Raw genomic sequence first — 26,973 nt, 5'->3', positions numbered from 1 at the left:
ATCCACCCTCTTACGGGCCCCTTCGGAACATGTCCACAAGCACAAATCAGCCGTCACATTGCTCGTCCTCCGCCACGAACGCCATCGACTTTGTCGACGGCTTTGCGCGGCGTCACATTGGATCGTCGGAAACCGAACTCGCTGAGATGTTGAATTTGCTCGGTTTCGATTCGTTGGACGCACTTGCCGACGCCACCGTTCCGGCCGATATTCGTTTGGATGCACCGCTGGACATTCCCGATCCACGCGGCGAACGTGAGTGTCTGCAAGGGCTGAAAGCGATCGCTAGCAAGAACAAAATTTACCGCTCGTGTATCGGGATGGGGTACACCGGGACTGTCACTCCGCCGGTGATTTTGCGGAACGTTCTCGAAAACCCAGGCTGGTACACCCAGTACACGCCCTACCAAGCCGAAATCTCGCAAGGGCGGCTCGAAGCGTTGCTGAATTTCCAAACCGTAATCGCCGATTTGACGGGGTTACCGTTGGCCGGGGCGAGTCTGTTGGACGAAGCGACCGCGGCCGCTGAAGCGATGGGCATGTGCATCGCAATTGCCAATCATAAGAAAACCGGCTTCTGGGCCTCCGACGATTGCCACCCACAAACAATCGCACTGCTGAAAACGCGCGCGGCCGGTTTAGGCGTCGATTTGAAGGTAGGGCCGATCAGCGAGATCGATTTTGATCACGGCGACGGCGGTCTGTGCGGCGTGTTAGTTCAGTACCCCACGACCGATGGCCGCATCAACGGTTACAGCGAATTGGCGGCACAGGCGAAGAGCCACAAGTGTTTGACGGTTGCGGCAGCGGATTTGTTGGCACTCACACTAATCACTCCTCCGGGCGAATGGGGAGCCGACATTTGTATCGGCAGCGCGCAGCGATTCGGAGTTCCGATGGGATTAGGCGGACCGCACGCTGCGTACATTTCAACCCGCGACGAGTACGCCCGCAAACTGCCCGGCCGGATCATCGGGGTTTCCAAAGACAGCCATGGCAACCGCGCCCTCCGCATGGCGATTCAAACTCGCGAGCAACATATTCGCCGTGACAAAGCGACCAGCAACATTTGCACCGCCCAAGCACTGCTGGCGATCATCAATTCCTTTTACGCGGTCTATCATGGCCCCGAAGGACTGACCCGCATCGCTCGCCGCGTGCAAGGGTTCACCGCCGCACTGGCCAAGGGACTCGAGCGACTCGGTCACAAGGCGACTCATGATGGTCCCGTCTTTGACACGATCCGAATTCGCTTGGGCAAAGGACGCACGCATGCTGCCCGCCAAGTCGCCGATGCGGCACGCGAGCGGCAAATCAATTTGCGTGAATATGATGACGGTTCGCTTGGCGTGACCCTGGATGAAACCAGCGATCGTGGATTGGTTGCGGATCTTTTGGCTGCGTTCAATTTTGGTCATTACACCGGTTTTGATATCGATGAATTACTCGCCGAGGCGGAAGCCGAAGGTCTCTGTGATCTTACGGGATTTGCCCGCACCAGCGATTTCTTGACTCACCCTGTGTTCCACACCTATCGCAGCGAAACCAAGCTGTTGCGGTACATTTTCAAGTTGATGAGCCGCGATTTGTCGCTCGCGCACAGCATGATCCCGCTCGGGTCGTGCACGATGAAATTGAACGGCACGAGCGAAATGATCCCAGTGACCTGGCCCGAGTTTGCCGAGATTCATCCGTTCTCGCCCGATACACAGTGGCGTGGCTACACTCATATGTTCCGAGAATTGGAAGCTTGGTTGTGCAGCGTGACGGGGTTTGCGGCCGTCAGTTTGCAGCCCAACGCGGGGGCTCAAGGCGAGTACGCCGGACTGCTTGTGATTCGCGCCTACCATGAACATCAAGCGGCCAAGGCGGGGCAGAAAAACGAACGCAATGTTTGTTTGATTCCGACGTCTGCGCACGGAACCAATCCCGCATCGGCAGTGATGGCGGGGATGAAAGTGGTGCCGGTCAAGTGCAACGACCGCGGCGATATCGACATGGATGATCTGAATGCGAAAGCGGTCCAGCACAGTGACAAGCTTGCCTGTCTGATGATCACCTATCCATCGACTCACGGCGTTTATGAAAGCACCGTACGACGCGTTTGTGACTTGATTCATGAACACGGCGGACAAGTTTACATGGATGGTGCGAACATGAACGCCCAGGTTGGGCTGACCAGTCCTGGCAAGATTGGCGCGGACGTTTGTCACTTGAATTTGCACAAAACGTTCTGTATTCCCCACGGCGGTGGTGGTCCCGGAATGGGCCCGATCGGCGTGGCTTCGCAGCTCGCTCCGTTTTTGCCCGAGCATCCAGTGGAGCGTCCTGATACTGCGGGTGAATTCGCGATTGGTCCGGTCTCGGCGGCACCCTATGGCAGCCCCAGTATTTTGACGATCAGCTACGTGTACATCGCGTTGATGGGCGCGTCGGGACTGAAGAAAGCGACACAAGTTGCGATTTTAAACGCGAACTACATGGCCAAGCGTTTGAGTGATCACTACGACATCTTGTACACCGATTCCGATGGCTTCGTTGCCCACGAATTCATCGTCGATTGTCGCAAGTTCGAAAAGTCCGCAGGGGTAAAGATCGACGACATTGCCAAACGTTTGATGGATTACGGTTTCCATAGCCCGACAATGTCCTTCCCGGTGCCCGGCACGTTGATGATCGAACCGACCGAAAGCGAGAGCAAAGATGAGCTCGATCGATTCTGTGACGCGATGATCTCCATTCGCGCCGAGATTCAAAGCATCGAAGACGGCAAGATGGACGCGGACGATAACCCGCTGAAGCACGCACCCCACACGATGGGAGCGATCGGCAGCGACGATTGGCAGCACCCTTACACGCGAGAGCAAGCGGCGTGGCCAATGGCGTGGTTGCGAGACGCTAAGTTCTGGCCCACCGTCGGCCGAATCGACAGTGCCTATGGCGACCGCAACCTCGTTTGTAGCTGCCCGCCGATGGACGATTATTCGTAACGCTACCCGCTTGGAAAGCGGGCCGTCAATGTCGCTCGGTTCTCCGAACCGTTAGCGTCCAAGCGAAGAGGAGGGGGGCCCACGCGCCGCCTTATTCACGTTCGGTTGATCGATCGGTTCAGCGCTGCCCGCTTGGAAAGCTGGGCGACGGTGTCGCGTTAGCGACCGGTTGCAGCGACGTTTGCGGCGTTTTGCAGATTGCGTTCGGACGTTTCGCGAAACAGATCGGCGATCACATCTTCCAGCGGTGGATCCTCCACCGCGACGTCTTCGATCGGATTGTCTCGCAGTGTTTCTGCGAGCACTCGCGGTACATCGGCCCGATTGACTCGGACTCGGACCTTGGGCCAATTTTCGTCCAAGACTTCGCCAAATGTCGACATCGACGGACGATGCCCTTCGGCGAATTGCAGCGTGATGATTTTGGAACCCGAGAATTTGTCGATGATTCCCGACAGTGATCCGTCGTACTCGATGCGTCCATCGGCAACAATCACCACGCGTTTGCACAATGCCGCGATGTCCTTCATGTAATGGCTGGTTAGCAGAATCGTGATCTTGCGTTTCTCTTGGTAGTACCGCAAAAACTTTTGGATATTGTGCTGGGCGATCACATCGAGTCCGATCGTCGGTTCGTCCAAAAACAAGACCTCGGGACTGTGCAGTAGTGCCGCGATCAGTTCCATCTTCATCCGTTCGCCGAGTGACAATTCCCGCACCGGTTGGCTGAGCAATCGGCTGACGTCGAGCAGGTCGGTCAATTCGGAGAGTGTCGTTTTGAATTGGTCGGCATCAATGCCATAGATCTGCTGGTGCAGCCGATACGATTCTTGCGCGGGCAAGTCCCACCAGAGTTGGTTTTTCTGGCCCATCACCAAGGCGAACCGGCGGCGATAGTCGTTTTTGCGCTGCCAGGGGACGTATCCCATCACCGACGCCGTGCCGCTGGTCGGATTGATTACCCCGCTGAGCAGTTTCAGGGTCGTCGTTTTGCCGGCACCATTGGGGCCAAGGAAGGCCACGAATTCACCTTGCTGGACATCCAAGTCGATCCCGCGAACCGCTTCCACCTCGCTGTATTCGCGATGGAACAGTCCTCGGATACTGTCGGAAAGACCCTCGCGTTTCTTGTAGACACGGTAGGACTTGGTTAATTGACGGACTTCGATAATGGACATGAATACGGCTGACTCGAGCAAAGGTCGGTACATCGCGCGGAGGCTACGGTCGGTTATTGTAGGGTGCAAGAGCAAAGACTGTAGATCCCCCCGCGCCGTCCTGGGTCCCACCCCACACTCCTGTTAGCAATGATTTTTAGTGGGGACGATCCGCTAGCAAGTTGTTGAGTATTTGGGGATGTTGTGTTTTCTCGCGTCGTTTTTCGCTGTCCCCCAACCATCCCTCTCTGGAGTTTTCCCACATGAGCACGCCGATTCCTGCGATTCGTATAGGACTGGGGTACGATTCCCACCGTCTCGGAAATGGAGGTCCGCTGCGGATCGGCGCGATGGATATTCCGGCCGAAGTGCATGCGATCGGCCATAGTGATGCCGATGTTTTGCTGCATGCGATCACCGACGCGTTATTGGGTTCGGTCGCCGAGCCTGATATTGGCCGTCTCTTTCCCGACAATGCCGAGGAAAACCGGGACCGTGACAGTAGCGAATTCTTGCACGAGGCCCTCCGCCGGGTCCGGCATCATGGCATGGAGATCGTCAATCTCGACTGCGTGATCTTGGCGGAACGCCCCAAAATGGCACCTCATTTGGACGAGATGCGAGAAACGATCGCCGGGTTATTGGATATCTCGGTCGACCGAGTGGGGATCAAAGCAAAAACAGGCGAAGGAATTGGCTTGATCGGCAGCGCGACGGCGATTGCGGCCCGAGTCGTCGTGCTGGTGTACAGCACACGGGAATCTTAAATCGCCCTCTACTTGATCGGCTTCTCTCTCTATAATTCCCCGATTCCCACGAAGTTCGATTCTGCGTCGGAATCGTTTGCACCCCTGAAAGTCATTTTCCCAGAACTATTTCGATGAGCACTGCTACCGCATCCACCAGCGTCACGGGAGCTTCGGAGACGAAGCCGCCGATCAAAATTTACAATACGCTGAGTAAAACCAAGGAAATCTTTCAGCCAATTAGCCCACCCAAGGTCGGCATCTATCTGTGCGGGCCAACGGTTTACGCCGAGTCGCATATCGGCCATATGGTCGGCCCCGTCATTTTTGACACCGTCAAACGCTATCTCCGCTACAGCGGTTATGACGTCACTTGGGTGGTCAATATCACCGATGTCGACGACAAACTGATCGCGAAAAGCCGCGAACGTGGGATCCCGATGAGCCAAATCGCAGTCGAAATGACCGCCGATTACTTGTCGAATCTGCGTGAGTTGGGAGTCAACCAAATTGACTATCTGCCGCGTGCGACCGACCACATGCCGCAAATCATTCGCTTTATCGAAGCGTTGATCGCCAAAGGTCACGCGTACGAAGTCGATGGCGATGTCTTCTTTGACGTGATGAAAGACCCGAACTACGGCCAACTTTCCAATCGCAGCGTCGATGCCCAACAAGGCGAAGGGGGCGAAGCGGCGGCGAAGAAAAAGTCGTCGGGCGACTTTGCGCTTTGGAAGAACGCCAAAGGCCAATCGATCGCCTGGGACAGCCCCTGGGGCAAAGGACGCCCCGGTTGGCATATCGAATGCTCGGCAATGAGTCACGAAATCCTCGGCGATACGTTCGACATTCACGGCGGCGGCTTGGATTTGATGTTCCCGCACCACGAGAACGAACGAGCCCAAAGTGGTTGCTGCCACGATGCACCGATGGTCAAGTATTGGATGCACAATGGGCTAATGCGAGCGGGTGAAAAAGGCAAAGTCGGTGGCAAAAGCGATCGCGAAGAATCCAACGAGGAAGCCGCTGCGGGCAAGATCAGCCGCAGCAAGGGAGCGGGCGGATTGTCCGATCTGATTCGCCGACATACCGGCGAACGCATCCGGTTCTTCTTGCTTCGCACGCACTATCGATCGACCATCGTGTATGGCGAAGAAGGGCTGCAAGAAGCGGGGACGTCGCTCGAAGCGTTCTATCGTTTCTTTGATCGTTTTGCCGAGATCAGCGGCAAATCGGTATACGATTTACAGCCCGCTGCATCGCGTAGCGAAGGTGAATTTGATCCAGGTAAAGACGCGCTGCTTGTCGAGATGCACGGCGTCCGGCAAAAGTTCTTGGCCGCGATGGATGACGATTTCAACACCGGCGCCGCGATCAGCGTGTTGTTTGATACGTTGCGTTTGATGAATCGTTTCATGGACGAAAACAAACTCGACGCGAATAGCGATAAGGATTCGCCGGCGGTCGCTTCGCTTGTCGCCGCCGCGACGATCATTCGTGAATTGACCGCAGTGCTTGGCATCTTTGTCAAAGCACCTCCAAAATCGGGTGGCGATGATGGCGACGCGGCGCTGTTGGACAGCGTGGTTCACTTGTTGATCGATTTGCGAAAAGAAGCACGCGAGCGGAAAGATTACGCTACCGGCGATGCAATTCGCGATCGACTAAGCGAACTTGGCGTCGCGCTGCTGGATAAGAAAGAAGGCACGAGCTGGGAACGTAGCTCGTGATCAAAGGCGGCGTATCAGGACGGCGGATTCTAGGCATTGACCCTGGTTTAAACACAACCGGGTACGGGGTGATCGAGGTTCATGGCGCGACGATCAAGTTGTGCGAAGCCGGGATCATTCGCAGCCGTGCCAAGGACCCGTTGGAGATGCGTTTGCGAGAAATCTATACCGGCGTCAAGGAAGTGATCGAGGCGTTGAGCCCCGAGATGATGGCGCTGGAGCAATTGTTTTCGCATTACGAGCGACCGCGAACGGCAATCTTGATGGGACACGCCCGCGGCGTGATCTGTTTGGCCGCCGGTGAAGCAGCGATTCCGGTGGGACATTTCGAGCCCACGCGAGTGAAGAAGGTGCTAACCGGAAACGGCCGAGCCCCCAAAAGTCAAATGCAATTGGCGGTGAAGCTGCAACTGCGGTTGGCGAATCTGCCCGAGCCGGCGGATGTCGCCGACGCCTTGGCGATCGCGTTGTGTGGCCATCACTTGGGTATCAACACGCCGCTAGACAAGTTGATGAAGTAAGGAACAAGCGGGAAGCGAAGTGGATCTTGCTAAAGATCCCAGAATCCATGTAGCCGGTCTTGCTAAAGATCCCGGCAGTTAGGGAGGTTTAGCAACCTCCACTACAGGTTCTATCCCACTTTTTAATAACACGTTTTTGTAGGATGCAGTCTGTTGATCGTCACGATTACAGGAAAATTGGTTCGCGTCGGTGAGGCGTCGGTAGTGATTGAATCGGCCCCGTTCGAGTACGAGGTGTTTGTTGCTGATTTCACCCGTCGTCAATTGCAAGGCAAGATCGGTGACAATGCGCGGTTACACACGCTGCAGTACATCGAGGGCAATGCGGCCCAGGGCGGACGTTTGACTCCGCGATTGATCGGTTTTTTGTCGGAACCTGAACGCCAATTTTTTGATCTGTTTTGCAGCGTCGACGGTGTCGGCGTGAAGAAGGCGTTGCGGGCGATGGTGCGTCCGGTCAAGGAATTGGCGGTGCTGATCGAACAACAAGACGCCAAGTCGCTATCGGCGCTTCCGGGCGTGGGACCAGCCACCAGCGAGCGAATTATCGCTAAACTACGCCGCAAGATGCCTCGTTTTGCCTTGATGGTCGATCCAGGGGCGATTGGCGAAACGCCCGAAGCTGGCAGCGAAGTGATCGGCGAGACGTTTGATGCCTTGATCACGCTGGGACACACCGAAGCGGATGCACGGCGTTTGATCGACGAAGCGATCGCGGGCAAGAAGAAGTTCAAAGACACCGAGTCGCTGCTGACCGCAATCTACCAGCGGTCGAGCTAACGTGTTGTCTGAATTGAAAATAAGGGTTTGACCGTAGCGGAAGTCGTCAACGACTTGTTGATTTAATCCAGATGCAAATCGCAACGGTGAGCCGTGGGCCGTAAGGCACCGGGTGGCGCGCGGGACCCGGCCGCTGACGCGCGAGCGGCTCACTAGATCAACAAGCCGTCAAGACTTTCGTTGCAGAAAAGGTCTTTTCGCGGACAGGGTGGACGAAAGTCTTCGCGACTTTCGCGACTGGAAGCCTATCCCACAAATAAACTGGGCAGCGCCGCGTCAAATTGGCCTCGCGTCATCACCGTGGGAACACCGGCTTGCCGTGCCGCGTTGAGCTGGTTGACCTGGACATGAGGCCCATAGGCGATCACTTTTGCCGCTGGGCAACGCGATGCAATCTCTGCGACCACATCGGGAATCAATTTGCTGCGTGTTGACAAGTCGATGATCACGTAGGCCACCGAATCGAGGTCCCCTGCGGGCAAATTCCCGCTGAACTTGAATTGCAACTCGGCGTTCGCTGCCGCACCACGCACGCGGGATGCGAACATCAAATCGCCGGACAGAAACAGTACGAGATCAGCGGATGTATTTGCCATTGGATTACTTACGCTTCTCGACTTCGTTCTTCATGAATTTTAAGCCTTCCGTGGCCAACGTGATTTCATCCTTGAACATGCGGCGCCAAATTTTGGTGGCGGCTGCGATTTCGGGAAGGGCCAGTCCAAATGCTTCGATGACCATCCAGCCGTCGTAGCCCATTTCAGCAATGGCGTCAAAGTTTTCTTCCCAGCGAACGTGTCCTTCGCCGGGAGTGCCACGATCGTTTTCGCTGATGTGGACATGATACAGTTTATCGCCACCGACTTTGACTGCGTCTTTGATTCCCTTTTCTTCGATGTTGCTGTGGAAGGTATCGTACATCATGCCGCAAGCGGGATGGTCGACTTCGCGAACGAAACGGGCCGAGTCGGCGTGGCAGTTCAGCAGATAACATTCGAAACGGTTCAGCGCTTCGACGCCAAGTTTGACTCCGACGTCGCCTGCATGTTCGGCGACCGCACGCATGCTTTCGACGCCCCACTTCCATTCATCTGCGGTGGGACCTGCACCGCTGAACACGCCGATTGCCGAGTGGTAGGGGCCGACCAATGTTTCCACACCTGCGGCGGCACAGCAGTCCAAGGTCTTCTTCGTCAACTCGATGCCCTTGGCACGCACGGCGGCGTCGGGCGAAATCGGGTTATCCTCTTCACCGCGAATGGTGACGGCGGTGCGGGCTAGCCCCATGTCGTCAAGCTTCTTGCCAATCGCTGCGTAGTCGAGGTCGATGTTGAACATCGGCAACTCGACTCCATCGTAGCCGGCCGATTTGAGTTGTTCGCAAACAGGCATCAGTTCGTCGGTGACTTCGCCGGACCACAAAAGGAGATTCATGCCGTATTTCATTGTTTGCCTATCGAGTTGGAGTGTTGAAGCGAGAGGAAAGGAGACTCGCCCGTCGGTGGTGTCAGTAATCGCGTTCGTCGCGACTGCACCAACGTGGACGCTTGCGAGAGCCATTGGCCAACTTGTGGGGGTAAAGCCGCAAGTCCAACGCGGCTCATCACTTGATTGAGCCGGAACAAGAGTTTGTCATTGTCGAGGTAGTCGTACAAGAACCGCAATTCGATAAAACGATCGATCGCTTTTGCGAGGTTCTCCGTCGGTTTGCCTGTGATTTTGTTAACACAGGTCTGGATTTTCTCGGATGACAGATCCGTTAGCAAGCCATAGTAGCGATCCACGGTCGTGGGATCGTCGCGAATCCAGAAGGCATCGAGCAAGATTTCGATCAGAATATGGCCGACAAACGTGGGGCGAAATCCTGCGTCGCCTGGCAACAGATCACGAAGCTGGATCGCCAGCGTCATGTTCGTTTCGACGAAGGCTTGGGTGGCGTGAAACCACTCGTCGTCGTCGACATGTTGAATGATCCCCTGGGCGACATCGCGGACGTCAGGATCTTCATCCTCTGTCCACAACACGGCATGCCGCCGACGAGCCCGGATTTTACGGTCCACCACGCTCAACCAATCCGGAACCGCAGTTCCGGCTGCCTTCATTGGCTGGTCAAAGTAGGGCAATGCGTGGCTCAGAAAATTCATGCGGCTAGCCTACCAAGATTTCAAGCGAGGTGGCAGGTCTGCTGAAAATCGCAGCGGATTCGCGGGGCTTGCTCCTCGTTTGGCCGCGTGCAAACAGGCTTAGGATAACTGCGTTGCCGGACCACTGAATTTGGCGGCGATCAGTGACATGCCTTCGCCTAGCCATATTTTTATTTGCGGGCTAATGAAGATCACCGTCGAAACGCTGAGGACGGCTACCGCCGGGCCCAGCATTAAGCTTGCTGGCAAAATGCTAATCGAGATCATGGTCAAATCAAACTTGAATCCACACCACGCCATCGCGATCCAAATTCCAATCATCACGGTTCCGTGAGCACACAGGGTGGCAATCACGGCGCCTTGCAGTCCCAGACGTGGCAACAGCAGTGCGTTGAGGATTAGATTCAGCGTCAAGCCGACGGCGATCGCAATCCCGACTAATTTGCCTCGCTCGGCTACCCACAAGTAGTCTTGGCCGATCATCACAAGCGATGCCCAGATGTAAAACACAAACGCCATCGGCATCAGTGCCAAGCCGTCCGCGTAACGATTCTGCAGCAAATTGGCAAACAACCAAGGGGCGATCCATAGCGTTCCCGCAGCACCGAGCGTGAAGACAACCGACAGCGCCGCGAGGACTTTGCGGATCCGATCGACCACCGCTTCGCGACGACCCGATTCCCAATCGGCGGCGAGATACGGCATCAAAACACCCGCAATCATGCTTGCCAAACTCATTAACAACACCGGAAAAATGCGGCCGCTGTGGTATTGCCCCACCGCCGCTTGTCCCATTTGTTCGCCACCGCTGGTGAAGTGCAAAATCATGTAGCGATCGGACATTTCGAACAAGTTGCTCAACAGGTTCATCACCCACAGCGCCACCGCATACGGCAGCAACCGTCGCCACATCGAGGTGGCGTCAAAGCGAGATTCGCTGCGTGGCAGTCCTCGCCAACCCTGTGCCAGCGTCCATCCGCCGGGCAGAATCGCGATCAACGATGCGATGGCAAAGCTGAGGATCAATCCCGCCAACCCGCCGCCGTTGATCAGCCATCCCACCCCGATCAATGTGAACGCGACGCTTTGCACAAACTGCATCATCGATGCCACTCGTACTTGTCGTAGCGAGGAAACCAATTGGTGGACAAAGTTAAAGGCGATGATCGCCAGCACTCCGGCAGCGACACTGTAGGTCAACGTGTTATTGTCGGACTCAAGAAAAATCAGCCAGCCAAACCAATCCGGTGCTACCATCAAGCCGACGAGGAAGGCACCCGCACAGGCGAGTGTTGCGATCAACAACCGACGAACGAGTGATCCGAGGTGGCCTTGTTGCCGATATGTTTCCACATACCGCGGCAGCGATCCTGGCATGCCAAACAACATCACCGGCGTGGCCATCGTGATGAAATCAAACGCCATCGCCCACTGGCCGACCAGGGCATCGTCCATCAATCGACAGAACCAGATACTTCGGAGAAATCCGAGCGATCGTTGAATGATCGTCATGCCCAGCACGACCAGCATCCCAATCGCAAGTGAATCAGCAGCAAAGCTTGCGGGGGTTTCGGTCTTGGTCGATGTCACAGCTTGCAGATCGTTCAATGTTGGAAACGCCGTGGATGAACAGAAAACCCCACTCTGGTGCCTTTCGAGTGTGTCCAAAGGAGAATCAGCTGGGGTCGTTGTAATGTGGGATGCAGGCGGCATGCATGCCCGAGGAACTTGGAATCCAAGTCGAGATTGTCGTTAAGTTTTGCCGGATACAGCGGTGATGCCAGTTGTAGGGTGTCGGAGTGATGTCACTTCTACGCCACGCGGGTAGGGCAGCTGAGGGGATATTGGCCTTTCGGGATTCCGAAAGCCGAAAGGTTTGATGGGGGAATCCCTTAGCTTTAGAGGCCTTAGCTTTAGAGGACGATGGAACGGTGTTCGGGAGGTCGGTGATGGGGGGGCATGAATGGCAGCTTCTCGTCATGGTACCGACGGCACGGTCCGTTCCTCTCCGTTGAGGGGGGAGTCGTTTTTCCTCGCATTTATTGGTGTTTGGGAAAGGTGGAAGTCATCGATTTTGTTTGGCTTATGGTCATTTCCTAACCTATGTTTCAACTCGCAGCGATATTGTTCTCTCGACCTCACGGTTTCACCGAATGAACCAGCCCCTTTCTGTACCAGCATCTGTTGACCCTATCGCTGCTCCGGTGATGGCAATCGAGCCGATGAATTTGGCCGACAAAAATAGGCAGCTCGAGCAGTTGCTTGCCAAGCTGCAGGAAGCGTCGCCGATGAGCGAAGAGCGTCGCGCTGCGCCATCGGCGGACGTCAGATTCGAGAGCCAATTAGCGATGGTCCGGCTTGGGATCGCCAGTTCGCTGTTCTTTTCGCTGCGGGCAAAGCATGTCGCCACGGCGGCGCATTCGCTTCGTGTCGCGTTATCCTGTTCTGCGTGGGCACACCGCTTAGGGCTCGATGAATCATTGCGAGACCGTATCGAAGTTGCATCGCTACTGCATGACCTGGGTAAGATTGGGATTCCCGATCGCGTGTTGAGAAAACCGGGCAAGTTGACGGTCGAAGAGCAATTGACGATGGATTGTTGTTCACGTTTGGGGGTCGAGATTTTACGCGGCTGTACCCACGACAACGAATTGCTCGATATCGTTCTGCATGCGAATTCATGGTTTGATGGTCGTCGTCATGGTGATGGTCCACGTGGCGATGCGTTGCCATTGGGAGCTCGAATGTTAGCGATTGCAGACGCATTTGATGCGATGACGACCGACCACGTTTACCGCAGTGCGCTGAGCCGCGAACGAGCCATTCAGGAGCTCGCCAAAGGCAGTGGCACTCAATTTGACCCCGAATTGGTGCTGGACTTTAGCAGCATGCTCGAAGATCGCCCCGAGCTATTGCAAGGCGTGGTCGTTGATCGCTGGCTCAAGCAACTGCAAAGCGATTCCGAATTATCCATTTGGAATTCTGGATCCAATCACAAACATGTGGGCGTGGTAACCGGGGCGGGGCAAGATGAGTTGTTTTTGAATTCGCTCGTTGGCAAGCTCAAAGACGGTGTGGTGTTCACCGACAGCGAGGGGACGATCACTCGTTGGAATGACACCATGCAGCATCTGACTGGGATCTCGTGTGACGCGATCCAAGGCAAGGCATGGAGCAACGAGACCGTTCGTTTGCGTGAGAGCGATTCGTCGCGTCAGCAAGATTCCTGTATCGTCACGCAGTGTCTTCGCTCGTCGAGTTCCATCCAGCGAAAAATGGTCATCGAACAGCCCGGCGGCATCTCGACACCGGTGCACGTTCAGGTGACGCCAGTGACCGGAACCGAGCCAGGGTGTCTGGGGACGGTGATCGTGATTCGCGACGTTTCGGACGAAGCGAACATGCGTCAAAAGCTCGATTCGCTTCATCAACAAGTCACTCGCGATCCATTAACCGGGATTGCGAACCGAGCCTATTTTGATGAGCAGTTAACGCTGTTGACTTCGCGTGCCAAGGCTGGCGGACCGACATTCAGTCTGATTATCTGTGACATTGACCACTTCAAACGCGTCAATGACGTGCACGGTCACCCCGCGGGCGATGAAGCCTTGATTCGTTTTGCCGAGATCTTAGAGAGCCATAGTCGTGATGGCGATTTGGTCGCCCGTTATGGCGGCGAAGAATTTTTGTTGCTTGCCAATAATTGCGACAACGCAACCACCACCAAGCGTGCGGAGGTGATTCGCGCGGCACTCGAGCGGACTCCGCTGCCAAGTCTTGGCAATGAAGCGGTCACCGCTAGTTTTGGGGTGACGGAATATCAAGCTGGCGATACCGCTGAAACGATCCTGGCTCGATCCGACCGTGCTCTTTTAAAGGCGAAAGACAATGGGCGGAACCGCGTGATTCAGCTCGGTTCGGGGAACCGTCCCAACGAAACCGCTGAAACGACCAAACGAGGCTGGTTCGCCTGGTTCGACGGCAGCGAGATTGAGAAGAACAGTGAATTCGATATTTTGACGCCGGTTCCGACCGCATTGGCGATCGAAAAGCTTCGCGGCTTTATCGCCGACCACGACGCCGAGGTGATTCATGTCACCGAGAATCAGGTGTCGATCAAAGTCAACGCGGTTTGTACCACCGGAGGCCGCCGCCGCGTGGATCATCAAATTGTGCTCAATGCCCAATTGACCCTTAGCGAACAGAAACGAAGTGATTCGGCCATTCCAGCGGTGCGAAACTGGGGAGGAACAAAAGTGCACGTCACGATTCGTCCTATCCGGAATCGTGACCGGCGCAATCGGGCGCTGAAACCTTGTATCGTCCAGCTCGTTTCGAGTTTGAAGAGCTATTTGATGGGCGAGATCTTTTCCGATTCGGATGTGTCCTAATTTGCTGTGGTTCGGTTTATCGAATCAAGGGGTTATTTCCCTGGCTTGAATCGGGCGTTATCGTTCTAGGGTAGCGAGAAGTCTATTATTTCGACCCTAAAACGGAGCAAATTTGGCCATGGCTTACACATTGCCTGCACTGCCTTACGCGTACGATGCACTGACGCCTCATATCGACGCTAAGACGATGGAAATCCATCACACCAAGCATCACCAGGCCTACATCACGAAGGTGAACGATGCGATCGCGGGTACCGATTTGGAAAGCAAGTCGATCGAAGATCTGATTTCCGATCTATCTGCCGTTCCCGAGGCCAAGCGGGGCGTGGTTCGCAACAATGGGGGTGGACATGCAAATCACTCGTTGTTCTGGACCGTCATGGGACCGAACAAGGGTGGCAATCCCTCTGGCGATTTGGCTGCCGCGATTGACAAGGCCTGCGGTTCATTCGATGCGATGAAAGAACAGTTCGGTAACGCCGCCGCAACGCGTTTCGGCAGCGGATGGGCTTGGCTATACGTCGAAGGTGGCGAGCTAAAGATCGGCAGTACCGCGAACCAAGACAACCCTTTGATGGGTCAATCGGTGGCCGGAATCGGCGGCACGCCAATCCTCGGATTGGACGTTTGGGAGCATGCTTACTACCTGAACTACCAAAACCGCCGTCCCGACTACATTTCCGCGTTCTGGAACGTGGTCGATTGGGACGCTGTCGCGGATCGCTTCGCGGCTGCTAAGTAAATAGACGTCACGAAACGATTGGTTTCGAGTCCCTCGGTTGCTCGCTTTGAAGTTGTGCGTTTTTCACAACCCGAAGCGTAAGCGAGGGAATCTCGATCATGACTCGGTCCCTCGCTTATGCTTGGGGGGATGATTTTCCCGAACGAAACGAAAAGGCGTTGCCACCAAGTGGCAACGCCTTTTTTCGTGTCATATCCATTGGGAAATGGCGAGGGCGCATAAAAAAACGGCGGACTCGAAAGTCCGCCGTCAGTTTTACTGAATCGCAAGCGGTTGAGATTTTACTCTTCGCTGCTTGGTGGGAAGAGCGGACCGGCACTGCCTAGACCACCCTTCAGTTCGCCTTCGACCGACGACGCAGGGACTTGGTTCTCGGCCGCTTCGGCAGCTGCCGCAGCACGCTCTTGCTCTTCGCCCCACTCGACTCGTTTGAGCGACAGACCGATCTTGCGTTCGTCGGTATCGACTCGCAGAACCTTGACTTCGATGTCGTCGCCAACCTTGACCACTTCTTCAGGATCTTCGACCTTTTGCTCAGCCAATTCGCTGATGTGCAACAGGCCTTCGAGTCCGTCTTCCAAGCTGATGAAGACGCCGAAGTTGGTGATCTTGGTGACCTTACCCTTGACCAATTGGCCAGGTTGGTACTTGTCAGGAATGTCGCCATCCCATGGGTCGTTATCAAGCTGCTTCAGTCCCAGTGCGATACGGCGACGCTCTTCGTCGACGCTCAAGACGCGGCAAGCGATCTCTTGACCCTTTTCGAGCATTTCGCTCGGGTGGCCGATCTTGCGAGTCCATGACATGTCGCTGACGTGAAGCAATCCGTCGATGCCTTCTTCCAATTCGATGAACGCACCATAGTTGGTCAGGTTTCGCACCTTACCAGTGACATCGGTTCCCTCAGGGTAACGCTCGAGCACTTCGTCCCAAGGATTCTTCTGAGTTTGCTTCATACCGAGCGACAGCTGTTGGCCGGCGGGGTCGACACCGAGGATCTTGACATCGATTTCGTCGCCGATGTTGACCAATTCGCTTGGGTGATTGACTCGCTTGGTCCAGCTCATTTCGCTGATGTGCACCAAGCCTTCGATGCCCGGTTCGAGTTTGACGAACGCACCGTAGCTCATCACGTTGACGACTTCGCCCTTGTGATCGCTGTTGACCGGGTACTTCTCTTCGATGTTTTCCCACGGGTTGCGGTCCTTCTGCTTCAAACCGAGAGCAATCTTTTGCTTTTCGCGGTCGATGTGCAGCACCTTGACTTCGATTTCTTGATCGATCGAAACCATTTCGGTGGGGTGACCAATTCGCTCCCAAGCCATGTCGGTGATGTGAAGCAAACCGTCGATGCCGCCGAGGTCGACGAACGCACCGAAGTCGGCGATGTTCTTGACAACCCCTTTGCGGATCTGGCCCACTTCGAGTTCTTTCATCAAGTACGCGCGATCTTCTTCGCGTTGACGTTCGATCAACGAACGACGGCTGATCACGATATTGCGACGCATGTCGTCGATCTTCAGCACTTCGGCTTGGATCACGCGGCCAATGAAATCGCCGATGTCGCCAGGGCGTCGAATGTCGACTTGGCTGCCTGGCAAAAAGACGTGGATCACGCCCAACTCGACCAGCAAACCACCCTTGATCTTGCGAACAACGGTACCGGTGACCACTTGGCCCTCGGCAACCTTGTCCATCATGTCTTCCCACTCGATGATCTTTTCCGCTTTGCGCTTGCTCAGCGAGATCATGCCGTAAGGATCGTCGGCCGCCCCGAGTTCGTCCTCCATCTCTTCGATGAGAACTTTGACGGTATCGCCCACCTTGGGTGGATCTTCATCGCCGCCCCACTCATCGAGACTGACGGTGCCTTCGCTCTTGAATCCAACGTCGATCAGAGCCCATTCATCGTTAATTTCAACGATTCGGCCGTCGACAAGTTTTCCCTGTGCATAATCTTGTTGTTCCGCTGCCAGGGCTTCAAAAAGCAATTCTTCGGCTTGGTCTGCAGGGACTAGCAGAGCCAATTCGGCTAGAATGTCGTCGTCTTCGAGATTGCGGATGAGGTTACGGTTGACCATGAAAATTGATACCAATTGAGCTTTGAACCCGTGGTGCGAGACATGCACCGGCTCAAAGTCCGGGGGGGTTAGAGTGGTTATTTGTCTCTTAACTTGACACATCGTCAAGCGCCTAGTCGCGTAACCTAACAAAGCGACAAAAACGTCACAACAGCTTTACCCGTAGTTTCACGATGAAAAATGCCGATCCGTTGCCATTTCGACTCGTCCACGGTATCAAATGGCCTGTTCTAAGCATCGAGAAAGCTTGTTTCGAGATCGTCCATTCTGAGATCACATGACTGAATCACTCCCTCTGCGAGTCGCCATTGGTGGCGATCACGCTGGTTTTCCCCTGAAAAAGATGATCGTCGAGCGTTTTGGCGACCAGGTCACCGCGATGATCGATTGCGGTACCGACAGCGAAGCACGCTGTGATTACCCCGATTTCGCGGTCGCAGTAGCAAAAGAAATCCTGGCTGGACGCGCCGACAAGGGAATTATGGTCTGTGGCAGCGGAGTGGGAGTCAGCGTGGCTGCCAACAAAATCGACGGAATTCGAGCCTCGATCTGCCACGATACCTACTCGGCCCACCAAGGCGTCGAGCACGACGATATGAATGTGCTCTGCATCGGCGGCCGTATCATCGGCTCGGAATTGGCATTTGAGATCGTCCAAGCGTTCCTGGCCGCCCAATACGAGCCCGAAGATCGACATGCCCGCCGCTTGGCCAAAGTCTTGAAAATCGAGAAAGAGGGAATCTAGTGCTGCCTCGCAGCTTGCTGTTAGGGTAGCGGAACTCGTCGGAGTTTCGGATCGGCGGGCAAATACAACGAAAGTAAAGACAACGAAAATCACGCGTGACTTCCGCCACCACCAAATTTCATTCTTGGCGGCGACGAAGGACGCGTCTGCGATTGTTTATTTCGCGTAGCCGTTTGGATGGGCTTGATGCCATTTCCAAGCGGTTTGGACGATCGATTTGACGTCCATGTACTTGGGTTGCCAGCCCAGTCGCTCTTTGGCCATGCGGGCATCCGCGATCAATTCCGACGGATCGCCCGCCCGACGGGGACCCATTTTTTCTGGAATCGGGTGCCCGGTGACCTCACGGCATGCCTCGATGATCTCGCGGACGCTGGTGCCGCGACCTGTACCTAAGTTCACGCACAAGCCTTTGCCAAGCTCGATTTTGTCAAGCGCCAGCAAGTGAGCGGCGCCCAGGTCATCAACGTGAATGTAGTCACGCACACAGGTGCCATCTTCGGTCGCATAGTCGTCACCAAAGATGGTGATCGCGTCGCGTTGTCCCAGAGCGACCTGTAATACGATCGGGATCAAGTGCGTTTCCGGGTCGTGATCCTCGCCGATCGATCCGTCTGGACGTGCCCCGGCGGCATTAAAGTAGCGAAGCGCCGCGTAGCCAAAACCGTAGGCTGCGGCATAGTCGGCTAAGGCATGTTCAAACACCATTTTGGTGAATCCATACGGATTGATCGGATTCTGGGGTGTCGTTTCCGGGATCGGGACGGTGTCGGGTTCGCCGTAAGTCGCGGTGGTGCTGCTGAACACGATTTTCTTCACATCGGCTTCACGCATGGCATCGAGCAGTTCGACCGCATCGATCACATTGTTGCGATAGTAGAGTGCCGGATCGTTGACCGATTCGTTGACCAATGCGAAGGCGGCAAAGTGCATCACGGCGTCAATTTTTTTGTCGCGAAGCGTTTGCACGACTTTGGCTCGGTCCGACAACTCGCCTTGAACCAGCATCCCGTCGGGCACCGAGGCGGCGTGGCCTCGCGAGAGATTGTCATAAACTGTGACTGTGTGTCCGGCGTCTAGCAGCAACCGAACCGCGTGAGAACCGATATATCCGGCGCCACCTACCACTAGAACATTCATGGCAATCGTACTTTCTAAAACAGTTGGAATGGTCGGACGTACAAACAGGCAAAACCGAGCGAGATCACCATCCTCGTCCAAGGGCGACCGTGTCGTGTGTCGAATCAGGATAAGGGTAGTTTGTTGATTCTGCCAATGCCATAGCTGTGGGAAAGGCTTCCAGCCTGTCATCCATCCACCGCGTCACAAACGATCGGCTTTCAGCGTTGCATCCGCAGAATCAGCAGGCTGCAAGCGGTGAGCCTCGTCATAATGACAACCTAAAAGCCTGTCCCACTCTATTCACCTTTGAGGGAATGCCTTGGCAAAGCGACCTACCAAGCTCGAGCTGCTGCAGAAGGCGGGGCCGCCGCCAAAGTCCAATCGTGCGACCGAAACGGTTTGTAACGAGTTTCTGGACTATCTGCGGAGCGAATGCCACTTGGCGGCCAACACGATCGCCGCCTACGGCCGTGACATGCGGCGCTTCGCAACTTGGCTTGGCACCGGATCGCTGAATCAAATCTCGATCAGCGATTTGTCGTCTTACATCGGCGAGCTTCACGAAGCCGAGCTTGCTCCTGCTTCGATCGCTCGCAACGTGGTTGCCGTTCGCACTTTTTTCAAGTACTTGCAACTCGAAGGGATTGTCCAAAGCAATCCGGCCGAATTGATTGTCACCCAGAAAATGTGGCAACGTATCCCCGGCGTTTTGTCGACTCGGCAAGTCGACATGTTTTTGTCGTCACCGCGGAAAGCGGATGTCTATTGGCAGCGTGACGTCGCGATGTTGGAAGTGTTGTACGCAACCGGTTGCCGTGCCTCGGAAGTCTGTTCGATCCGTGTGCGTGACATGTCGCTGAGCGAAAAATTCTTGAAGTGCGAAGGAAAAGGGGGCAAGCAACGCGTCGTGCCGATCGGTTCTCAAGCGATCGCGGCAATCACTCGCTATTGCGAAGAGTTGCGAGGCAAGTTAGCGGAGAAGAGTCCGCATCCGCCGGAGGAGCTTTTTTTGTCACGCAGTGGCCGTGCGCTCGATCGCATCCAGCTGTGGCGGCTCGTCAAGTTTTACGCCAAGCGTGTCGGCATCGACCCGTCGATCAGCCCTCATAGTTTGCGGCATAGCTTCGCCACCCACTTATTGGCTGGCGGCGCCGATTTGCGTTTGGTGCAAGAGATGTTGGGGCACGCCAGTATCCAGACCACTCAGATCTATACGCACGTAGAGCATTCGCGGTTGAAGAAGGTGCACCAAGCGTTTCACCCGAGAGCTTGAATGTTGAAGGTGCGATTTTGCCGCTGCGTAAGCGTTGCCGCTTGAATCAATTCGGCCAATCGGGATCGGCAATCTTGCGTCCCATGTTTGCCAATTTCGCTTGGGCATCCAACAGACGTTGCCACGCGGAGAACGACAGTACGACTTCGTCGTTGCTTTCGTTAGTCTTGGCCGCTTCGATCAATTTATGAAGTCGTGATTGAAGGTAATCAAGGATTTCACAAAGCTGTGCTTTTTGGCCTGGCGACAATCCGTCGGGAATCGACGGGACTTCCAAGATTTGCACCAACTCGGCTGGATAAGGCGATTTGGGCTCTTGGTTTAGCTCCAACGCGATCGAGCTTTCCGAGGATGCCATGTCGCGGCTGACGGTCGGGTTGTCACCGCCCATGGCGGCCAACCGTGCAGCAATCTGTTCTTCCGAACCGACCAAGATCAAACTGCGTCCCAACGCAATCAAATCACCGTGGCGAAGGATCTTGAGTTGGCACTCGGTGCCGTTGACCTTTGTTCCATTGGTGCTGTCCAGATCGGTCAGCACGAGACGTTCGTTGTCGCGCTGGACCTTGAAATGACAGCGGCTGACGCGTTCGTCGTTGAGCTGGATGTCGTTGCCTTCTTCGCGACCTACCGTCAGCGGTGGGTGCAAGTTTTCGTACACCTTTCCGCGATCAGCGCCGTGCAGAATCTTGAGGGTCACGCCCGACATGGGGCACTCCGACGGGAGGGAACAAGGGAGACAAGAATCATGGGTCGAGGGTGATAAGTATAAACGTTGTTTACGGTTGCGTCACCGCAGTTCCTGCGGTTTCGCGAGATCTTTCTATTGTTTAACAATTCTTCTCGACTCCTGATCCGTGGCCAGTAAAAATCCGTGGGCCAGTAAAAGTGAGCTGACTTAATATCGCTGACTTAATATCAACGCGAGATTTCTACTGAACCTCTGCAATTATACATTTTAAATAATCGCTTTCGGGACAGGAAATCGCGCAGGGGTGGTCGGGCGCGGGGCCTCGATTTTCTAAAACGATCAAATCACGGCGTTTTCGTCGCCCGACATCCAACAACATATTAAGAAACTCGGAGCGTGAGACTCGACCGCTGCAGCTGCATGTGACCAAGACTCCGCCGGGGGGCAGTAGGTCCACCGCCAGTGAATTAAGTCGTCGATACGCCCGCAGCGCCGTGTCAACTTGATGCCGGCTGCCCGCAAAACGAGGGGGATCCAAGACGATGGCGTCGAAGCGTTGACCCTCATCGCCGAGCCGTTTCAGTTCGTCAAAGCAATCGCCCTGAGAAAAGCTGATCTTACCGTGCGGGTCGCTGCCCAAGCCATTGCGGGTGACCGCTTCTTGAGCGTGATCCAGTGCCGCTTGGCTCGAGTCGATTCCGAGCACCGACTTGGCACCTTCCTTCAACGCAACCAAACCGAACCCCCCGTTGTAGCAGCAGACATCCAGCACGCTGCGGCCTTTCATGTATTGGGCTGCCGCGAGGTGGTTGAGGCGTTGGTCGAGATAACCTCCCGTCTTTTGTCCGGCATGAAGATCGACGGCCAATTGCAGTCCGTTTTCGCGATAGAGCACCGATTCCTGTTGCTCGACCCCTTCGAACCATTCGTTTTGTGGCTCGATGCCTTCGTGTTTGGCTGTTTTTTCATCCACGCGGACCATGATGGCTCGCGCCGACAACGCGGTTTTCAAATGCTGCAGAATCGGCTGCTGCCAACGCAATAATGCGCCGGCCGTAAATTGCACGCCCAAGCAATCGGCGTAGCGGTCGACAATTAGACCGCTCAGTAGGTCTGATTCGCTGAAGACAATTCGTTCCGCGGCCTGGGGATCCAGTGGTCCCGTTAACCGGCGACGGGCAATCGCCGCATCCATTCGCGATTGCCAATGGTGCTCGTTGATTTCGATATTGGCGTCAAAGGCGTACAATCGGACTCGCAACCGGCTGCCGGGATTGACCACGCCTCGGGCGACCCAGTTGCCGTCGAAGTCGAGTAGATCGACGACCTGGCCCGTTTTCAAGTTGTGGCCGGTTTCCGCTAACGCATGGGCGTGAACCCAAGGATGGCGGGCCAGGAATGGGAATTGGCGTGACGGTTTTAAGCGAAGTGGAACAGGGGTATCGGAATAGGTCACGCGTGGTTGGTCCTGAAGGAATTTCTGAAGGAAATAGGGTGCAAATCGAAGTGATTTTGTGGCGTTAGCCCATTTTGTCATCTCCCGCAGTGCCGCAAGGTGGCATGCGGATCGCTGTGCGCCCTTTCAGCTTGCCATCCCCGTCGAAAAACGCAAGCTGGAAGCTGGATGCCGCTGGCAAATCATCGCAAAATAACCTCCACCGCGGCAGCGGAGTCCGGCTGGGGATGGCTCTCCAGGGGGCATGCAGGATGACCGATTCAGTCGGAAATCAAAATGCCCGCTCGTCAGCGAGAACCAAACTGGGCACAATGGAGTCGGTTAAACTGGAGCGACTGGGGTGTCCGGTCGATAAACACCGAAGACGGATCGGCACGCGGATGGTGCGTGACGGTCGTACGCGAAATTGCTTCAAAGAAAGGTCATCTGCCATGACACATGTTGTTTGCGAGCCATGCTCAGGATGCAAATACACCGATTGTGTTGTTGTTTGTCCAGTAGAGTGTTTCTACGAGGGCGATCAAATGTTGTACATCCACCCCGAAGAATGCATCGACTGTGAAGCGTGCGTTCCGGAATGTCCCGTTGAAGCGATCTTCCACGAAGACAACGTGCCTGAGGAATGGAAGAGCTACATCGAGCTGAACGCGGAGCGATCGGAATCGGATGAATGCGACGTCATTACCGAAAAGAAAGAGCCGCTGGCCGATAAGTAAGACGTTTCGCCGTAGCTGCTACGGAAACGCCCCGCGCCCTATTCGACGCGCCCTATTCGACGCGCCCTATTCGACGCGCCCTGATCGACGATTTTTCGTCCCGATCAACGCTACTTGAAAAACCCTCCGTGAGACGTCTCACAGAGGGTTTTTTTTATTGCTTGGGGCTCAGCCGATCTCAACTCATTGCTGGCAGGAATGTTTTCCAGCATTCGTAACGTGGATCTTCCATCGATTGAGCCAACATGGGGTTGAAACGCGGTTTCACTGGGCGGCTTAGCAATTGCATGCGAGCTTGTTGCGGTGTCCGCCCCCCTTTGCGGCTGTTGCATTTCAAGCAGCAGCAAACGATGTTTTCCCACGTTGTCGGCCCGCCATGGGATCGTGGGATCACATGGTCCAAGCTCAATTTGTTGGTCGGTTCTTTCCGGCCGCAATATTGACATTGGTTCTCGTCGCGAGCGAACAGATTCCTGCGGTTGAACCGCACCGTCTGGACCGGCATGCGATCAAACCGTGTGAGACGAACAATCCGGGGGACACGTAGTTCAAAGCCCACCGCTCGGATGTAGTCTTCGTCAGGTTGTTTTTCCAGAGAGGTAATCTGGCTGAGTTCACACCAGCTTTCGAAGTCGTAGCTGACGTATTGATCATCGTCATGACAAATCACTTCCGCACATTCGCGGTACAACAACGTGAAGGTACGTCGTACGTTGACCACGCGGATCGCCATGTAAAAACGATTCAGCACTAACACATTCGTGTCGAGAACACTTTGCGACATAAGCAATTCGATCCTTCCGTTGTCTCTCTAAAAAGGCACTTCGTGGGACGAATCCATTCAGTCGGGTTTGTCAAAAAAACGACTGAATCATCTTCATCAGTTTAATAGACTGGCTTTGCATTCACTATAAGCATGCACGAGGATAAGCTACGCTTTCTGCGACACGGAAAAACTGACTGGGGGTTCGCAGTGCTTTGGCAGCGTTTCTTTCCCATCATTGTAGAGTGCTGGCGATTGGTCGCCATCAAATTGCCGCAGCGGTTCATCGCAATTTCATCGAAGATTCACGGTAAAACGCCTGCTTTTTCCACGATTTTTCCTGTTTAGAAAACGGTTTTGTCCACCTTGATGCTCGTCGCCAGTTCGCTCACCTCGATTTTTTTGCTGTCGTTCGATACCGAGCGCTGGTTCGGCTGGCTCGGGCCCACCGGAGCGGTGTTGGCCGCAATTTTGCTGGTCGTTTTTTGTATCGTCGCGTGGGGATTGAATCTGATCACGCTGCCAGGAAATTGGATCTCGGTCGCCGCCATGGCATTGTATGCGTGGTTAGGGCCGAGTGAGGGCCGCATCGCGATTGGCGCTACCACCCTGGCGGCCGCGTTTCTGTTTGCCTTGCTTGGTGAAATTATCGAGTTCGCCGCAGGGGCGATGGGAGCTCAAAAAGCCGGAGCGAGCCGCCGTTCGACTCTGTTGGCGGTGGTCGGTTCGATGGCCGGAGCCCTGATTGGTGCGTTCGTCGGGATCCCCATCCCTGTCGTCGGCCCAATTTTGGCAGCCATCCTGTTTGGCGGGGTGGGGGCCACTGCGGGAGCGATCTACGGCGAATGGACCGACGGGCGTTCATGGCGAGAAAGCTGGAGCGTCGGGCACGCCGCGTTCTGGGGACGCACCTTTGGCACGCTGGGTAAGTTTGCTGCCGGTTTGGCCGTCGTGCTGGCGGCACTCATCGGCGTGCTGTTTTAGCGAAAAAGTAACTTCACATGGTTCGCTAGCATTTGCCTGAGATTGGTCGGTTCGTGGATTGCATTGACTTTGGTGGGGCCATTTTCCTACGCTCGTCGCGGCGGAAACTCTTCAAAGAAAACATCATGGCCAAGGTTGCATGTCCCAGACGCGGCGCACGATCGACCGTCGGCGGCGAGTTCTTTATTCGACTCAGCAAGCCGACCTGACTTCATCCACGGCAGCGAGTCGTCGTACGGCCGAGCAGTGGCGCGAAGCACGGCGGCCGACGGCAACCTACGCTGCACGCGTTCATCGGCGGCTGCGCGGACGTTGGTTCTCACTTGTTCCCGTCAAGCGACGAACGTTGACAAGTGTGGCGGCGGTGCTGTGGGGCGTTGCGATTCTGTTGTCTGCGGCTCATTTCGCATCGGTCGCTTGGCCCTCGATCGTCAACCACCCCGAAGTCGCCCGGCCGCTGCGATTGGATCGCCCCGACAGCTTTGGACGCTGGATCACGTGCGTGTTGTTGGCGGGATCCGCCGGTGCGTCGCTAATGATTTATCAAGTTCGCCGCTATCGAGTCGATGATTACACCGGCCAATACCGTTTGTGGCGTCTCGTGTTGATCGCAATGTTCCTGGCCAGCATTAACTCGCTCGTTTCGATCGTCGATTGGGCTGGCGCGTTGCTCGACTTGGCCATCGGCGAACGGGTCGCGTTGTCCGGCAGCGATTGGCTTTCGATCGTGATTACGATCGGTGGCGCCGTGTTAGCGCTGCGTCTGACTGCCGAAGTTCGTCGGTCGCGTTGGTCGCTGGTGACGATGATCGTCGCCTGGACGTTGATGGCCATCCCGGTCGCCGCAAAATGGAATATCTTTGCCGTTGATTCGATCGGGAAATGGTCGCTCGTGACCACCGCTCCGCTGCTAGCCTATACGACCTTGTTCATCTCGCTTGGCGGGTATTTGCGGATGCTGTATCGCCAAGTCCGTAATCTTGATGAAAACGACTCGCTGGCCGAGCGGTTCCAAGAGTGGAAGGTGCGGTATTTGACGCGGGATCGCGAAACCGAAGGGGACGATGATCCGCAAGCAGATACCGAATCCAAAGTCGCTGTAGAAAAGAAACCGAAGCCCAAATCCAAAGCGAAACCGGCCAGTAAACCACAGCGTGAACATGTCGGTGATGATGCCGAATCGGATCAGGACGATGACTCAAGCAGCTCAGACAGCGGCAAACGTCGATGGTGGTCACTGCGCCGAGGCAAGAAAAATAACTCTGCAGCCGCGGATGACGCCGCGGCCGACGTCGTAGCGGATCAAGACGAGGAAGCGGTCGAGGATACTGATGCCAACGTCGATTCCGAGCCTCGTAAGAAACGACGTTGGCTAGGATTGCGAGCGGCAAAGGCTGAACGCACGGACATCGAGGAAGAGGATTTGCAGGATGCGTCGCCCGCCGGAGAGTCATCGGGTGAGGAAGCTGTCGAGGATGATCCGCCGAAGAAGCGGGGCCGATTCTCCTTCGGATTGGGACGCCGCAAGAAACCTGAATCACAGCAGGAGGACGATTCCGCCGAGGAATCTCCCGCAGTGGCCGCGTCCGCTGAGCAGGCCGACGATCAGTCCGACGGCGAGAGTGATCCGCCCACCAAGAAACGCGGACTCGGGGGGTGGTTGAGTCGCGGTGCTAAGAAAAACGAAGCAGCGGCCGCCGCGGATCATGCAGACGAACATGACGATGATGGCAACGACGATGCGTCTGGCCATGGCTCGGGCGACCAGGACTGGCAGGATTCCGATTCGATCGACTGGGATTCGCTCAGCAAAACGGAGCGGCGGAAACTTCGCAAACAACTCAAACGCCAAGGCCGCGCCGCCTAGAAGGTCCACGATTCTCGTAGCGAAAGTCGCCAAGACTTTCGGTCACCCGTGTCTTTGAGTCCCTTCGTACCACG

The 26,973-nt window shown here is 55.5% G+C and carries 22 protein-coding genes; 12 read left to right on the top strand and 10 right to left on the bottom strand.

Annotated elements, in window-relative coordinates:
• Positions 1-29 precede the first annotated feature (29 nt).
• The gene (gene gcvP / locus ABD971_RS18150) at positions 30-2,990 is read left to right on the top strand and encodes an aminomethyl-transferring glycine dehydrogenase (RefSeq protein WP_339940650.1); all 2,961 of its coding nucleotides are present in this window, start codon (positions 30-32) and stop codon (positions 2,988-2,990) included.
• 158 nt (positions 2,991-3,148) lie between these two features.
• Here gcvP and ABD971_RS18145 read toward each other — a convergent pair whose 3' ends face one another.
• Positions 3,149-4,168, bottom strand: coding sequence for an ABC transporter ATP-binding protein (locus ABD971_RS18145; protein ID WP_339940648.1), 1,020 nt, complete (start codon positions 4,166-4,168; stop codon positions 3,149-3,151).
• Between the two features lie 242 nt (positions 4,169-4,410).
• Between ABD971_RS18145 and ispF the strand changes: the two genes are divergently transcribed.
• The 4 genes from ispF to ruvA all read left to right on the top strand — a co-directional run bounded on the left by ispF (position 4,411) and on the right by ruvA (position 7,924).
• Positions 4,411-4,914 (top strand): 2-C-methyl-D-erythritol 2,4-cyclodiphosphate synthase, encoded by a 504-nt coding sequence (gene ispF, locus ABD971_RS18140; RefSeq protein ID WP_339940646.1) that lies wholly within the window; start codon positions 4,411-4,413, stop codon positions 4,912-4,914.
• Positions 4,915-5,027: 113 nt separating this feature from the next.
• Positions 5,028-6,623 (top strand): cysteine--tRNA ligase, encoded by a 1,596-nt coding sequence (gene cysS, locus ABD971_RS18135; protein WP_339940644.1) that lies wholly within the window; start codon positions 5,028-5,030, stop codon positions 6,621-6,623.
• Positions 6,620-7,144: a crossover junction endodeoxyribonuclease RuvC gene (gene ruvC, locus ABD971_RS18130; RefSeq protein ID WP_345324357.1), complete on the top strand. Its 525-nt coding sequence runs from the start codon at positions 6,620-6,622 to the stop codon at positions 7,142-7,144. Before cysS ends, ruvC begins: the two co-directional genes overlap by 4 nt.
• A 153-nt stretch (positions 7,145-7,297) precedes the next feature.
• A complete protein-coding gene (gene ruvA / locus ABD971_RS18125) occupies positions 7,298-7,924 on the top strand; it encodes a Holliday junction branch migration protein RuvA (protein ID WP_345324355.1) in 627 nt (208 codons plus the stop codon).
• A gap of 245 nt (positions 7,925-8,169) precedes the next feature.
• On the opposite strand, the gene ABD971_RS18120 is transcribed toward ruvA, so the two are convergent.
• The 4 genes from ABD971_RS18120 to ABD971_RS18105 all read right to left on the bottom strand — a co-directional run bounded on the left by ABD971_RS18120 (position 8,170) and on the right by ABD971_RS18105 (position 11,676).
• Positions 8,170-8,520, bottom strand: coding sequence for a histidine kinase (locus ABD971_RS18120; RefSeq protein ID WP_345324353.1), 351 nt, complete (start codon positions 8,518-8,520; stop codon positions 8,170-8,172).
• 4 nt (positions 8,521-8,524) lie between these two features.
• Complete coding sequence (locus ABD971_RS18115) at positions 8,525-9,370, bottom strand: sugar phosphate isomerase/epimerase family protein (RefSeq protein WP_339940636.1); 846 nt, start codon at positions 9,368-9,370, stop codon at positions 8,525-8,527.
• Positions 9,367-10,068 carry a hypothetical protein gene (locus ABD971_RS18110; RefSeq protein WP_345324351.1) on the bottom strand — a complete coding sequence of 234 codons (702 nt, stop codon included), beginning with the start codon at positions 10,066-10,068 and terminating at the stop codon, positions 9,367-9,369. Before ABD971_RS18110 ends, ABD971_RS18115 begins: the two co-directional genes overlap by 4 nt.
• Before the next feature lie 99 nt (positions 10,069-10,167).
• Positions 10,168-11,676 (bottom strand): lipopolysaccharide biosynthesis protein, encoded by a 1,509-nt coding sequence (locus ABD971_RS18105; RefSeq protein WP_339940632.1) that lies wholly within the window; start codon positions 11,674-11,676, stop codon positions 10,168-10,170.
• Between the two features lie 545 nt (positions 11,677-12,221).
• On the opposite strand from ABD971_RS18105, the gene ABD971_RS18100 reads away from it, so the two are divergent.
• Together ABD971_RS18100 and ABD971_RS18095 are read left to right on the top strand one after the other, a co-directional pair.
• Positions 12,222-14,459, top strand: coding sequence for a sensor domain-containing diguanylate cyclase/phosphohydrolase (locus ABD971_RS18100; RefSeq protein ID WP_345324349.1), 2,238 nt, complete (start codon positions 12,222-12,224; stop codon positions 14,457-14,459).
• 118 nt (positions 14,460-14,577) lie between these two features.
• Positions 14,578-15,201 carry a superoxide dismutase gene (locus ABD971_RS18095; RefSeq protein ID WP_339940629.1) on the top strand — a complete coding sequence of 208 codons (624 nt, stop codon included), beginning with the start codon at positions 14,578-14,580 and terminating at the stop codon, positions 15,199-15,201.
• A gap of 281 nt (positions 15,202-15,482) precedes the next feature.
• Here ABD971_RS18095 and ABD971_RS18090 read toward each other — a convergent pair whose 3' ends face one another.
• Positions 15,483-17,282, bottom strand: coding sequence for a 30S ribosomal protein S1 (locus tag ABD971_RS18090; protein ID WP_339940627.1), 1,800 nt, complete (start codon positions 17,280-17,282; stop codon positions 15,483-15,485).
• A gap of 277 nt (positions 17,283-17,559) precedes the next feature.
• Here ABD971_RS18090 and rpiB point away from each other — a divergent pair, with 277 nt between their 5' ends.
• Positions 17,560-18,027 (top strand): ribose 5-phosphate isomerase B, encoded by a 468-nt coding sequence (gene rpiB / locus ABD971_RS18085; protein ID WP_339940625.1) that lies wholly within the window; start codon positions 17,560-17,562, stop codon positions 18,025-18,027.
• A gap of 156 nt (positions 18,028-18,183) precedes the next feature.
• Here the strand turns inward: rpiB and galE are convergent, their stop codons facing one another.
• Positions 18,184-19,167, bottom strand: a complete 984-nt coding sequence (gene galE, locus ABD971_RS18080; protein WP_339940622.1) for a UDP-glucose 4-epimerase GalE — start codon at positions 19,165-19,167, stop codon at positions 18,184-18,186.
• A 301-nt stretch (positions 19,168-19,468) separates the two neighbouring features.
• On the opposite strand from galE, the gene xerD reads away from it, so the two are divergent.
• Positions 19,469-20,422 carry a site-specific tyrosine recombinase XerD gene (gene xerD / locus ABD971_RS18075; protein ID WP_339940620.1) on the top strand — a complete coding sequence of 318 codons (954 nt, stop codon included), beginning with the start codon at positions 19,469-19,471 and terminating at the stop codon, positions 20,420-20,422.
• Between the two features lie 46 nt (positions 20,423-20,468).
• On the opposite strand, the gene ABD971_RS18070 is transcribed toward xerD, so the two are convergent.
• Together ABD971_RS18070 and ABD971_RS18065 are read right to left on the bottom strand one after the other, a co-directional pair.
• The gene (locus ABD971_RS18070) at positions 20,469-21,131 is read right to left on the bottom strand and encodes an FHA domain-containing protein (protein ID WP_339940618.1); all 663 of its coding nucleotides are present in this window, start codon (positions 21,129-21,131) and stop codon (positions 20,469-20,471) included.
• A gap of 223 nt (positions 21,132-21,354) precedes the next feature.
• On the bottom strand, positions 21,355-22,569 hold the full coding sequence (locus tag ABD971_RS18065) for a class I SAM-dependent rRNA methyltransferase (protein WP_345324344.1): 1,215 nt from the start codon (positions 22,567-22,569) through the stop codon (positions 21,355-21,357).
• 431 nt (positions 22,570-23,000) lie between these two features.
• Between ABD971_RS18065 and ABD971_RS18060 the strand changes: the two genes are divergently transcribed.
• Positions 23,001-23,285: a ferredoxin family protein gene (locus ABD971_RS18060; RefSeq protein ID WP_339940614.1), complete on the top strand. Its 285-nt coding sequence runs from the start codon at positions 23,001-23,003 to the stop codon at positions 23,283-23,285.
• 178 nt (positions 23,286-23,463) lie between these two features.
• Here ABD971_RS18060 and ABD971_RS18055 read toward each other — a convergent pair whose 3' ends face one another.
• Positions 23,464-24,069: an HNH endonuclease gene (locus tag ABD971_RS18055; RefSeq protein ID WP_339940612.1), complete on the bottom strand. Its 606-nt coding sequence runs from the start codon at positions 24,067-24,069 to the stop codon at positions 23,464-23,466.
• A gap of 336 nt (positions 24,070-24,405) precedes the next feature.
• Here ABD971_RS18055 and ABD971_RS18050 point away from each other — a divergent pair, with 336 nt between their 5' ends.
• The gene (locus tag ABD971_RS18050; protein ID WP_345324340.1) at positions 24,406-25,032 is read left to right on the top strand and encodes a DUF456 domain-containing protein; all 627 of its coding nucleotides are present in this window, start codon (positions 24,406-24,408) and stop codon (positions 25,030-25,032) included.
• A 139-nt stretch (positions 25,033-25,171) separates the two neighbouring features.
• Positions 25,172-26,899 carry a G protein-coupled receptor family protein gene (locus ABD971_RS18045; RefSeq protein ID WP_345324338.1) on the top strand — a complete coding sequence of 576 codons (1,728 nt, stop codon included), beginning with the start codon at positions 25,172-25,174 and terminating at the stop codon, positions 26,897-26,899.
• The last annotated feature ends 74 nt before the right edge of the window (positions 26,900-26,973 follow it).

This window comes from Novipirellula rosea (assembly GCF_039541335.1).
GTDB lineage: Bacteria > Planctomycetota > Planctomycetia > Pirellulales > Pirellulaceae > Novipirellula > Novipirellula rosea.
This window is presented reverse-complemented; position numbering and strand designations above follow the sequence as displayed.